Source organism: Arthrobacter sp. AL12 (assembly GCF_029960645.1).
GTDB lineage: Bacteria > Actinomycetota > Actinomycetes > Actinomycetales > Micrococcaceae > Arthrobacter.
This window is the reverse complement of sequence record NZ_JASBQY010000007.1, coordinates 47,067-58,897: the sequence shown is the minus strand read 5'-3', so window position 1 is coordinate 58,897 and position 11,831 is coordinate 47,067. Positions and strand designations below refer to the sequence as shown.

The window sequence follows — 11,831 nt, the reverse complement described above, 5'->3', positions numbered from 1 at the left end:
CGCGCCGGCCGGTCACCCGGCGGCCGCGCCGGCCGGCGGTATCAGGCCTCGACGTCGGCCGGTGCCGCCAGCTGTGCGGGCACCGGCGCGGTGCCGGAAGCCTGGCGGGGCGCGGTGCTTGAGCCCTGGCGGGGCGCGGACGCGGCGGGCTCGGCCTCCGCGGGCCCGGTGGCGGCCTGGGACTGCGCGGCCGCGGCGTGCCCGGTTTTCGCTTCGGCAGACATGGTTCCGGCCCGGCCGGCTGCCGCTGCGGCGCCCCTGGTGTCGCGCCAGCGGTGCAGCCAGGTCAGCAGGTGGTCGATCACGATGCCGAGCACAATGGCGAACGCGATGGCGATGCCGACCCCGAGCAGCGGGTGTTCGTGGACCCAGTTGCCGGCGATGATGCCGATGCCGGCCGAGTACGCGACCCAGGTGACGGAGGCGAAAATGTCGAGGATGACGAAGCGGCGCCGCGGGTACGCGGTGGTGCCGGCGATCCAGTTCACGGCGACGCGGCCCACCGGGATGTACCGGGCCGTGAAGATCAGCATGGCGCCGCGTTTGTCGAGTTCATAGCGCGCCCAGTTCAGGGCCCGGTGGACCTTGGGTTTGCGCATCCAGCGGAAGCGCTCGACGCCGACGTGGCGGCCCAGCAGGTAGGCCATGTTGTCACCGGCGATGGCCCCGACGGCGGCGGCGGCCATGACGAACCACATGTTCGGCTCGCCGGACGTGACGGACAGTGCACCCAGGGCCACGATCAGGGTTTCACTGGGCAGAATCGGAACGAAACCGTCGATGAAACAGAAGATCGTGAGGATCGGGTAAATCCACCACTGACCCGCGGCATGGAGAATAGCCTCATTGATGAATTCCACGCGGGCTTTGCTCCTAGGAAAGTGACGAAAAGCGCTCTTTAGTGTCCCATGACCGGCAAGGATGCGCTACGTTCCATCCGGATAAATCTGACGCTACCAAAGGCTCCGGTTTCAGGAGTGCTCCGGGGGCGTGGCCGGGCGTTCGGCGTCCTCGGGGAGCCTGCCGCGCAGCCTGCTGATGGCGAGGTCCACCAGGATGCCCAGGCCCATCGCGCAGATGACGGCGACGATGACGCCGAGTAGGTGATTCTCTTCAAACCACTGGCCGAAGAAAAGTCCGATCGAGACGGAATACGCCCCCCACAGCACTGCCGAGAGCACCGTCATCCCCACGAAGCGTTGCTGCGGGAAGTGGGTGGCGCCCGCGGTCAGGTTGACCGCGACCCGGCCGATCGGCACGAAGCGCGCCACGAGAATCAGTGACGCCGGCCGTTTCCGCAGCTCGGTGCCGGCCCAGCGGAACGCCCGCTGCATGCGGTGGCCGCGCATCCAGGCCCAGCGCCGGGTTCCGGTGCCGCGGCCGATCAGGTAGGCGATGTTGTCGCCCAGGAACGCCCCTGCGGCGGCGGTCGCGGCCAGGAGCACCGGGTTGGGAATGTCGGCCGTGGCGGCGACCGCGGCGAGCCCGACGACCACTGACTCGCTCGGGATGGGCGGGAAGAAACCGTCGATCACACAGCAAACGAACACAAGGATCAGGACCCATGGTTGCCCCGCTGCGGCCAGGATGAAGTCGTTGATTGCCTGCACGGTTTCCTAACAAACAACGGGGGACGGCTGTCATGCCAGTGTACTGCGGGCCGCCCCGCGGTTGCCCTATCACCTGTGGCGGCTAACCTTGGCGGTTGGGGACCACAAGTGACAGGGCAACGGGGGAATCAGGCGATGCGGTCGATGATGAGCTGCTGCGCCGGGCGTGAGCCCTCCGGGGCAATCACCATGGCGTGCTCGAGGGCTTCCCTGGCCCGTTCGAACTTCTCCGGGGTGTCCGTCAGGAGCGTCATCAGCGGCTCGCCGGCCTTGACCAGGGCGCCGGGCTTGGCGTGCATCCGCACGCCGGCGCCCGCCTGGACCTGGTCCTCCTTGCGGGCCCGGCCGGCGCCGAGGCGCCAGGCGGCGACGCCGACAGCCATCGCGTCGAGTTCCACCAGCACACCGTCGGCCGGCGCGTAGATGACCTCCGATTCCCTCGCCACGGGAAGCTTGGCGCGGGGGTCCCCGCCCTGCGCCTCGATCATGCGGTTCCAGACGTCCATCGCCCGGCCGTCCCGGAGCGCTGCCCGGGGGTCGGCGTCGTGGACGCCAGCGCAGGCGAGCATTTCCTCCGCGAGCCGGACGGTGAGTTCGACGACGTCTTCCGGACCACCGCCGGCCAGCACCTCCACCGATTCCTCGACCTCGATCGCGTTGCCCGCGGTCAGGCCCAGCGGGGTGTTCATGTTGGTCAGCAGGGCCACAGTGTTGACGCCGGCGTCCTTGCCCAGCGCCACCATGGTCTCGGCGAGTTCGCGGGCGCGTGCCTCGTCCTTCATGAAGGCCCCGCTGCCGACCTTGACGTCCAGCACCAGCGACCCGGTGCCTTCGGCGATCTTCTTGCTCATGATCGAGGACGCGATCAGCGGAATGGCCTCGACCGTGCCGGTAACGTCCCGCAGGGCGTAGAGCTTCTTGTCGGCCGGTGCCAGCCCGGCGCCGGCGGCGCAGATGACCGCGCCGACCTCCTGGAGCTGGGCCAGCATTTCCTCGTTGCTCAGCGCGGCGCGCCAGCCCGGGATGGATTCGAGCTTGTCCAGGGTGCCGCCGGTGTGGCCCAGGCCGCGGCCGGAGAGCTGCGGCACGGCCACGCCGAAGACCGCGACCAGCGGTGCCAGCGGCAGGGTGATCTTGTCCCCGACGCCGCCGGTGGAGTGCTTGTCGGAGGTGGGCTTCACGCTGCCGTCGGGGCGGCGCAGGCTGGAGAAGTCCATCCGCTCGCCGGACGCGATCATGGCCGCCGTCCAGCGAGAGATCTCTGCCCGGTCCATGCCGTTGAGCAGGATCGCCATGTTCAGGGCGGCCATCTGCTCGTCGGCGATCGCGCCGCGGGTGTACGCGTCGATCGTCCAGTCAATCTGGGCGGGGCTGAGCACGCCCTTGTCCCGCTTGATGCGGATGATGTCGACGGCGTCGAACGCTTCGGCCAGCTTGGGGGTTTGTGTCGGTTGGGTCATTGGGCTTGCTCCAGGTGTTGGGGGCCAAAGGCATCGGGAAGGACCTGGTCCATGGTCTTGATTCCCTGCGTGGTCATGAGCTCCATGTCGGGAGCGCGGAATTCGTAGAGCAGCTGACGGCAGCGCCCGCAGGGCATGAGGACGTCGCCGGCGGCATCGACGCAGTAGAAGGCCCGGAGCAGGCCGCCTCCGGTCATGTGCAGATTGCCGACGAGCGCGCACTCGGCGCACAGGGTCAGCCCGTAGCTGGCGTTTTCGACATTGCAGCCGCTCACTATCCGGCCGTCCGCGGTGAGGGCTGCTGCCCCCACCGCGAACTTCGAGTACGGCGCGTAGGCGTTTTTCATGGCGGCGACCGCGGCGGCCTCAAGGGCGGCCCAGTCGACGTCGGTGCTGTCCACTGTCAACCCTTGACGTAGGGTATGCCGTCTGCAGCCGGCGGCCGGGAGCGGCCAACGAGGCCGGCCACGGCAAACACGGTCACAACGTACGGCAGCATGGCCATGAACTGGCTCGGCACGGGCGTGCCGATGATCGTCACGATGCTTTGCAGGTTGTCGGCGAAGCCGAACAGCAGCGCGGCGAAGAAGGCCCCGATCGGGTTCCAGCGGCCCAGGATCATGGCGGCGAGGGCAATGAAGCCGCGCCCGCCCGAGATTTCCTTGGTGAAGCTGTCGATCGCCACGAGGGTGAAGAACGACCCGCCGATTCCGGCGACGGCGCCGCCGAGTGTGACGTTCCAGAATCGGGTCGCGTTGACCTTGATACCCAGGGTGTCGGCCGCCTGCGGGTGCTCGCCCACTGCTCGGACGCGCAGGCCCCACTTCGTCTTGAACAGCGCGACCCAGATCACAGCCACGGCCACATACATCAGGTAGCCCACCACGGACTGCTTGAACAGGATGGACCCGATCACCGGGATGCCGGACAGGACCGGTATCTCGATGATTGGCAGCTCGCCGGGCGAGTTGTATTTCTCCGGGTCCGACTGCATCACGGTGCTGAACAGGAAGCCGGTGAGCCCGGAGACCAGGACGTTGAGTACGACGCCGACGATGATCTGGTTGACCACGTACTTGATGCTGAACAGCGCCAGGACCATCGAGACGAGGGCGCCGGCGACGGCCGCCGCAAGCAGGCCCAGGTAGGGGTTGTGCGTCAGGCTGGCGACGAGGGCGGCCGTGAAGGCACCGCCCAGGAGCTGGCCTTCAATGGCGATGTTCACGACGCCGGCGCGTTCGCACAGCACTCCTGACAGGGAGCCGAAGACGATCGGCACGGCGAGTGTGACCGACCCGGCGATGAGGCCGGCCAGCGAGATGCTGGGTGTCCGGGCGCCGCCCACCACCCAGATCAGGAAAGCGACCACGAAGAGGACGGTGAACAGGGCCGGCACCCAGCGCGGGGGCCGGGCGTTCTTTGTCTTAAGGAACATGGCGTAGCCGGCGAGGCCCAGCATGGCAACGGAGAGCACAATTCCGGACAGGAAGGCGGGCACCTCGATGGCGGGGAGCTGGAAGAAGTCACCGCCGGAGGAAACGCCGAACTTGGCCGTGGACTGCGGGCCCAGCACGCCAAAGAAAATGAAGGCGACGACGGCCAGCACCAGCAGGGTTACCGGCAACTTCCAGGTCACGGGTTTGGCGGACACGGTGTGCTTGCGGTTCTTGTCCGCGAGGGTCGGGACCGGCTGTGGCTGGACGGGTTTTCCCGGGACGGGAGGGGTTGCTGTTGTGCTCATGCTGCACCTCCGGTGGCTGCTGCCTGCTGGGACTTGACGGCGGGTGCGGCTTTCTTCTTGCGCGGGTTGAGTCCGAAGATTGCCCGGACCAGCGGCGGCGCCGCGATGAAGAGCACAATGAGCGACTGGACCACCAGCACGATGTCGATCGGGGTTCCGGTCTGGATCTGCATCTGGACAGCGCCTGCGCGGAAGGCTCCGAACAGCAGTCCGGCGGCAAAGGTGCCCCACGGCGACGATCGTCCCAGCAACGCCACGGTGATCGCATCAAAGCCGTAGGTCGCCGCGACACCATCGGTCAGGACCTTTTCGGTGCCGGCCACCTGCGCCACGCCGGCCAGACCGGCCAGGCCACCGGCAATGGTCATCACCAGGATGGTGGCCCGGGAGACGTTAATGCCGGCAGTGAGGGCTGCCTTGGGGTTGGCCCCGACGGCGCGGAACTCGAAACCGAGCGTGGAGCGGTTCAGCAGCCACGAAACAAACACGGTGGCCGCGACCGCCAGCAGGAACCCGATGTGCAGCCGGTACTGGCTGCCGAAGAGCAGTGGGTACAGGGCGGACGCGTCCAGGATCGGGGAAATCGGAGTGCTCTCCCCCGGACGCTGGAACAAATCCGTATCAAGCAGGTAGCGCAGCAAATACAGCGCGATGTAGTTGAACATGATGGTCACGATGACCTCGTGGGCGCCCGTCCTGGCTTTGAGCACGCCGACGATGCCGCCCCAGACGGCGCCGCCGATGATGCCGGCAAGCAGGACCAGGAGCAGGTGGAGCCCCACCGGCAGGTCCAGCGCGAAGCCCACCCAGGCGGCCAGGATGCCGGCCATGATGATCTGGCCCTGCGCACCAATGTTGAACAGGCCTGCGCGGAAGGCCAGGGCGACGCCGAGGCCGGCGGTAATCAGCGGGGTGGCGATGGTCAGCGTCTCCATGAGGGGGGCGAACTGCCCGGCCGCCCCTGTCCCGCGGGGGTTGAAGACCGCGCCCTGGAAGAGGGCGACATAAGAGCCGGTGGCAGCGGACCAGACGGCGGTGAGGAAATCGGTGGGCCGGGCAAAAAGGTAGCCTGCCGTGGTGCCGACCACCTTGTCCGTCATGGCGATGAGCAGGCCGCCGAGGATCAGTGCCAGCAGCACCGCCAGGATGGTCACGATGCCGTTGCCGGTGAAGATCTTGCGCATCAGCGACTCTTCTTCCGGGGCGCCCGGAAGGGATCCGCTCTGGGCCGAGACGGGAACCGCCGACGGCTGCATCGCCCCGCCAGCGGTGTCCAGCGAGGTGACATAGGCGGCGTCGTCCTCGTCGGGCGTCTCAATGTTCGCGGCCGTGTCCGCGGCCGTGGCGTGGGATTTCGGGGGCTGCGGGGCCGCGGACTGGGATTTCGGGGGCTGCGGGGCCGGAATACGGTCCGGATCCGGTTCGGCCGAGTGTCGCGGCTCGTTGTTTTCACTCATGGTCGTCTCCTACGGCGCCGGAGCCGGGCTCCTGCGCGGGGTGGGCGGCGGTCGCCGGGTTCGTTGCTGGGGGTTCGGCGGGGTTGTCGGGGCGGCTGTTGGCCGGGTCGTCCGCGGGGCGCTGTGCCGGTTGCTTGCCAGCGGTGTCCGCATGGGCGTCCTGCGGGGAAACCCCGGCCATCATCAGGCCCAGGACCTCGCGTCCGGTGCCGGCCGGGACGATCCCAACCAGCCTGCCTTTGTACAGCACGGCGATCCGGTCGGCGAGTTCCATCACCTCGTCCAGTTCGGTGGAGACGATCATGACGGGCGTGCCTTGATCGCGCTCCGCGACGATCCGCTTGTGCAGGAATTCTATGGAGCCCACGTCCACGCCTCGGGTGGGCTGGGAGGCGATGAAGAGCCGCAGCGGCCGGGACAGCTCCCGGGCCATGACAACCTTCTGCTGGTTGCCGCCGGACAGGGTGCCGGCCGCGAGCGAGCCGGACGGGGTTCGGACGTCGAATTCTTCGATCCGGGTCTTGGCGTTCTCCAGGACCTTGGCCGGGCTCATGCTGATGCCCTTGGCGAACGGCGCCTGGTCATAGCGGTCCAGGATCAGGTTTTCGGCGATGGAGAACGTCCCGATCAGCCCGTCGAGCGAGCGGTCTTCCGGCACGAATCCGACACCGGAGTTGAGGACGTCCTTGACGCTGCGGCCGACGAGCTCTTCGCCGTCGAGCAGGATGGAACCGTGGACGCGGTCCTGGAGTCCAAGGATGGCCTCGGTCAGCTCGGTCTGGCCGTTGCCCTGGACACCGGCGACGGCCAGGATTTCGCCGCGGGCGATGTCGAAGCTGATGCCGTCGACCACGTGCTGGCCGCTGGGCGCGATCACGGTGAGGTCCTTGACCTGGAAGGTGATCTCCTGGGGCCTGGCCGGAGCCTTGTCCAGGGTCAGGTTCACGGCCCGGCCCACCATCATGGACGCCAGCTCCGTGGTGGAGGCTCCGGGATCGGCCGAGCCCACCACCTTGCCGCGCCGGATGACGGTGATGGTGTCCGAGACGGCCTTTACCTCGCGGAGCTTGTGGGAGATGAAGACGATGGAGGTGCCGTGACTCTTGAGCTGGCGCATGATGTCCAGCAGTTCGTCGGTGTCCTGCGGGGTCAGCACGGCCGTGGGCTCATCGAGGATGAGCACTTTGGCGTCGCGGACCAGCGCCTTGATGATTTCGACCCTCTGCTGCACGCCCACCGGGAGGTCTTCGATGAGGGCATCGGGGTCGACGTCGAATCCGTACCGGTCGGAGATCTCCCGGATCTTCCGGCGCGTGTCATCGAGGTCCAGGAATCCGCCGGCCTTGGTGGTCTCGGCTCCCAGGGCAACGTTCTCCGCGACAGTAAAGACCGGGACCAGCATGAAGTGCTGGTGCACCATGCCGATGCCGGCCGCCATCGCGTCGCCGGGGCCGCGGAAGGTGACCGGCTTGCCGTCGACCAGGATTTCGCCCTCGGTGGGCTCGTACAGTCCGTACAGGACGTTCATCAGCGTTGACTTGCCAGCGCCGTTCTCGCCGAGCAGACAGTGGATCTGCCCGGGTTCAACAACCACATCGATGTGATCGTTGGCTACCAGGGAGCCGAAGCGCTTGGTGATCCCCTTGAGTTCAAGTTTCAAAACTCTGACCAATCTAGAAGTGTCCGGGAGCCGTGGCCCGGACGGATGATGGGGCTGCAGGATCAGCCTAGTGCCTGCAGCCGGAGGCGGAGCCGGTCCGCCCAACGAAAAGCGCCACAGCCCGTGCGGTGGATGACCGGACGGGCCGTGGCGCTTGGCGGAGGGAGTTAGACCTTCGGGCTGGCTGCGGATTCAACCTTCAGCTTGCCGTCGGCAATGTCCTTCTTGATCTGGTCCAGCTCGGACTTCAGCTCGGCAGACACCGCGGAGTCCATGTCGTGGAACGGAGCCAGCTGCACGCCGTCGTTCGCGAGGGTGCCAACGTACGGCTTGTTGCTGAACTTGCCGTCCTTGTCTTCCTTCACAACGGTCTCGACGGCCTCGCCCATCTGCTTCATGACGGAGGAGAGCATGATGTCCTTGTAGTCCGGTGCCGTGAGGAAGCCGTCGGAGTCAACCCAGATGAGTTTGACGTCCTTGCCGGCGGCTTTGGCTTCCTGCAGGGCCGCGCCCGCACCCTTGCCGACCGGACCGGCGACGGGCATCACGATGTCCGCGCCCTGGTCCAGGAAGTTCTGGGTGAACTGCTTGCCCTTGTCCTGCTTTTCGAAGTCACCGGTGAAGGAACCGTCCTGCTTGGCCTTGTCCCAGCCAAGGACCTTGACGTCGGTGCCCTTCTTCTCGTTGTAGTACTTCACGCCGTCGGCGTAGCCGTCCATGAAGATGGTGACCGTGGGGATCTTGATGCCGCCGAAGGTGGCGACCGTTCCGGTCTTGGTGGTGCCGGCGGCGAGGTAGCCGGCGAGGAACGCCGCCTGGGCCGTGTCGTAGATGATCGGCTTGACGTTGCTGATCGGGGTTTCGTAGCCGAAGTCGATGATGGCGAAGTGCTTGTCCGGGTTCGCCGTGGCCTGGGTCTTCGTGGCGTCGCCGAGCAGGAAGCCGACGGTGACGGTCAGGTTGCAGCCGGCGGAGACCATGGCGCGAAGGTTCGGCTCGAAGTCGTTGTTGGTCTTGGACTCTGCCTGGTTCGTTTTGATGCCCAGATCCTTCTCAGCCTTCTTCAGCCCCTCGTAGGAGGACTGGTTGAATGACTGGTCGTCGAATCCACCCGAGTCGGACACGATGCAGCCCGTGTAGTTGCTGGCCGTGGCGGTGGCCGTGCTGCTGGCCGTCGGGGCTGCCCCGCAGCCGGTCAGCAGGAGTGCAGCCGCACCGGCGGTGGCGACTCCGGCCATTGAACCGCGCTTGAGGGTTGCACGCAGAGAGTTCTTCAATTTTCCTCCAGGAAGAAAGAGATAGGCGCTACGACGGAGCTCAATGAGTGTCTGTTGGCGGGGTTGCCGCTGAAACGCTGTTTTCACTGATGGATTTCGCAGCACTGCGCCGAGGCGCACTGATGCAAGCAACTTTAGTGTCCTGTGACACGTCCAAGTAGCACAGTTCACAGCGATTCCACAGATTGTTGAGAACTTGTTACCAAGCGGTAGGCACAGAACGCCCCGCACCGGGCGATTCCGGTGCGGGGCGTTCAGCGGGGGTCGGGAGGGGCGTTCAGCGGGGGTCGGGAGGGGCGTTCAAAGGGCGTTCGGGTGGAGCGGCCAGCCGGCGCTCGGGTGGAGCGGCCAGCCGGCGCTAGGGTGGAGCGGGAGGGCTAGAGCCGGACCAGCATCTTGCCGGTGTTGGCGCCGTCCAGCAGATCCATAAAGGCCTGCGGAGCGTTCTCCAGTCCGTCCACGATGGTCTCGTCGTAGCGCACGGTTCCGTCAGCGAGCCAGCCGGACATGGCCTGGACGAACTCGGGCATGTGCTGCCAGTAGCTGCCGACGATGAAGCCCTTGAGGGTCAGCTGCTTGCCGATGGCCTGCATCAGGTTCCGCGGAGCCGGCGTGGCCTCGGTTGAGTTGTACTGCGAAATGGCGCCGCACATGGCCACCCGGCCACCTACGTTGAGGACCGAGAGCGCCGCTTCAAGGTGCTCGCCGCCGACGTTGTCGAAATACACGTCGATCCCGCGGTCGCCGGCGGCCGCGGCGAGCTGCTCGCCGACCGGGCCGTCGTGGTAGTTGAAGGCCGCGTCGAAGCCGAGCTCCAGCAGCCGTGCCACCTTCTCCGGCGAGCCCGCGCCGCCGATCACGCGGGAGGCGCCCAGGGCTTTGGCGATCTGCCCCACCAGGGAGCCGACGGCACCGGCCGCGCCGGAGACGAAGACGACCTCTCCGGCCTTGAAGCCGGCCACCTTGAGTAGTCCTGCATAGGCCGTCAGGCCCGTCATGCCCAGCGCGCCGAGGAACGCCGGCGCGGGGGCCAGGTCGGTGTGGGCCGGGGTGGTGGCCCCGGCGTCGAGCACGGCATATTCCCGCCAGCCCAGGGAATGGACGACGGTGTCGCCGACCTTGCGGTCAGCGGACCGGGAGGCGATGACCTCGCCGACGGCGCCGCCGTCGAGCGCTGCATCAAGGGCAAAAGGTGCCGAGTAGGACTTGACGTCGTTCATCCGGCCGCGCATGTACGGGTCCACCGAGATGAAGAGGTTGCGGACCAGGACCTGGCCGTGCTGGAGTTCAGGCAGGGCCGATTCGGCCAGGCGGAAGTTTTCGGGCACGGGGCGGCCGTGCGGGCGCGATGCCAGCTGGATCTCGCGGGTGGTGGCGGGAAGGGTTGCGGTTTCAGTGATGGTGCTCATGCGGCTACCTCCATGATTTTGATGTCGACAGTGATGTTGCCACGGGTGGCGTTGGAGTAGGGGCAGACTTCGTGGGCCTTGGCCACGAGGGCCTCGGCCGTTTTCCGGTCCACGGCGGGCAGGGCGATTTCGAGTTCAGCGGCGATGCCATAGCCGGATCCGTCGCCGAGGGCGCCGAGGTGGATCCTGGCCGCGACGGCGGAATCCGTCAGGTCGGCCTTCTGCTGGCGTCCGACGAGGCGCAGGGCCGAATGGAAGCAGGCCGCGTAGCCGGCGGCGAAGAGCTGTTCCGGATTGGTGCCCTCGCCGCTGCCGCCGAGTTCCACGGGGCTGGCCAGGGCCACGTTGAGCTTGCCGTCCTTCGTGACGGCGGTGCCGTCGCGGCCTTCGCCCGAGGCCAGGGCCTCAGCTGTGTAGAGAGTCTTCATGGGAGTTCCAATCTGTTGGGAAAATCTGGTGGCCGGCGGCGAACTCGCCGGATGCCTGCGCGGGCGCTGTCTTCCGGCGAGCTGGCGCGCCTCCCGCGATTTCGACGTAGGCGGCTGCTGGGTCACAGGCCGGGAGGGGTCGGCGCCGGACCTCAGCGGGGGTGCAGCGCGGCGGTGAGCCGGGTCAGGGTCTCGCGGAGCTGGTCGAGTTCGGCGGCCGGGAGACCGGCAGCGTCGGCGAGACGTTGCGGAATTCCGGTGGCCCGGGCGCTGAGGGCGGTGCCGGCGTCGGTCAGGTAGACCTCCACCCGGCGCTCGTCCGCGTTGGACCGGCGCCGTTCCACGAGGCCCAGGGACTCGAGCCGCTTGAGCAGCGGGGAGAGTGTGCCGGAGTCGAGGCCCAGCTCCTCCCCCAGCCCGCGGACGCTACGCGGTTCGTCCTCCCAGAGCACCAGCATGACGAGGTACTGCGGGTAGGTCAGGCCGAGCTCGTCGAGCATCGGCCGGTACGCCGCCGTGGCGGCCCGGGATGCCGAGTACATGGCGAAGCACAGCTGCCGGTTCAGGCGGGGGGCGTTGTCGCGGGGCGCATCGGTCATACAAATAGGATAGTCCACAATTCAATTGTGCACAACCTAAGCATCCCCGGAGTGCGCCGAGGTCACACTTCGCGCCCATGTTGGGTCCGAGGACGGGCGCCAACTCTCACCTCGGGGACGCCCGCAGCTGTTAAGGCGCCGAGGTCACACTTCGCGCCCATGTTGGGTCCGAGGACGGGCGCCAACTCTC

Annotated in this window: 11 protein-coding genes; all 11 read right to left on the bottom strand. The window is 67.2% G+C overall.

Features of this window, described 5'->3' with window-relative positions; genetic code table 11:
- Positions 1–41: 41 nt before the first annotated feature.
- The 11 genes from QK291_RS09935 to QK291_RS09885 all read right to left on the bottom strand — a co-directional run bounded on the left by QK291_RS09935 (position 42) and on the right by QK291_RS09885 (position 11,641).
- Positions 42–860: a DedA family protein gene (locus QK291_RS09935; RefSeq protein WP_282381302.1), complete on the bottom strand. Its 819-nt coding sequence runs from the start codon at positions 858–860 to the stop codon at positions 42–44.
- 111 nt (positions 861–971) lie between these two features.
- Positions 972–1,610 carry a VTT domain-containing protein gene (locus QK291_RS09930; protein WP_282381301.1) on the bottom strand — a complete coding sequence of 213 codons (639 nt, stop codon included), beginning with the start codon at positions 1,608–1,610 and terminating at the stop codon, positions 972–974.
- A 128-nt stretch (positions 1,611–1,738) separates the two neighbouring features.
- Entirely contained in the window at positions 1,739–3,070 is a 1,332-nt protein-coding gene (locus QK291_RS09925) for a thymidine phosphorylase (RefSeq protein ID WP_282381300.1), read from the bottom strand.
- Positions 3,067–3,471 carry a cytidine deaminase gene (locus QK291_RS09920; protein WP_282381299.1) on the bottom strand — a complete coding sequence of 135 codons (405 nt, stop codon included), beginning with the start codon at positions 3,469–3,471 and terminating at the stop codon, positions 3,067–3,069. Before QK291_RS09920 ends, QK291_RS09925 begins: the two co-directional genes overlap by 4 nt.
- Before the next feature lie 2 nt (positions 3,472–3,473).
- Positions 3,474–4,811 carry an ABC transporter permease gene (locus QK291_RS09915; protein WP_282381298.1) on the bottom strand — a complete coding sequence of 446 codons (1,338 nt, stop codon included), beginning with the start codon at positions 4,809–4,811 and terminating at the stop codon, positions 3,474–3,476.
- Positions 4,808–6,268 carry an ABC transporter permease gene (locus QK291_RS09910; protein ID WP_282381296.1) on the bottom strand — a complete coding sequence of 487 codons (1,461 nt, stop codon included), beginning with the start codon at positions 6,266–6,268 and terminating at the stop codon, positions 4,808–4,810. The genes QK291_RS09915 and QK291_RS09910 overlap by 4 nt, the downstream gene beginning before the upstream one ends.
- The gene (locus QK291_RS09905; protein ID WP_282381294.1) at positions 6,261–7,928 is read right to left on the bottom strand and encodes an ABC transporter ATP-binding protein; all 1,668 of its coding nucleotides are present in this window, start codon (positions 7,926–7,928) and stop codon (positions 6,261–6,263) included. The genes QK291_RS09910 and QK291_RS09905 overlap by 8 nt, the downstream gene beginning before the upstream one ends.
- Positions 7,929–8,095: 167 nt before the next feature.
- Complete coding sequence (locus QK291_RS09900; RefSeq protein ID WP_282381487.1) at positions 8,096–9,166, bottom strand: BMP family ABC transporter substrate-binding protein; 1,071 nt, start codon at positions 9,164–9,166, stop codon at positions 8,096–8,098.
- A gap of 416 nt (positions 9,167–9,582) precedes the next feature.
- Positions 9,583–10,614 (bottom strand): NADP-dependent oxidoreductase, encoded by a 1,032-nt coding sequence (locus QK291_RS09895; RefSeq protein ID WP_282381290.1) that lies wholly within the window; start codon positions 10,612–10,614, stop codon positions 9,583–9,585.
- A complete protein-coding gene (locus tag QK291_RS09890) occupies positions 10,611–11,042 on the bottom strand; it encodes an organic hydroperoxide resistance protein (RefSeq protein WP_282381288.1) in 432 nt (143 codons plus the stop codon). The genes QK291_RS09895 and QK291_RS09890 overlap by 4 nt, the downstream gene beginning before the upstream one ends.
- Positions 11,043–11,194: 152 nt before the next feature.
- Positions 11,195–11,641 (bottom strand): MarR family transcriptional regulator, encoded by a 447-nt coding sequence (locus tag QK291_RS09885; protein ID WP_282381287.1) that lies wholly within the window; start codon positions 11,639–11,641, stop codon positions 11,195–11,197.
- Positions 11,642–11,831: the final 190 nt, after the last annotated feature.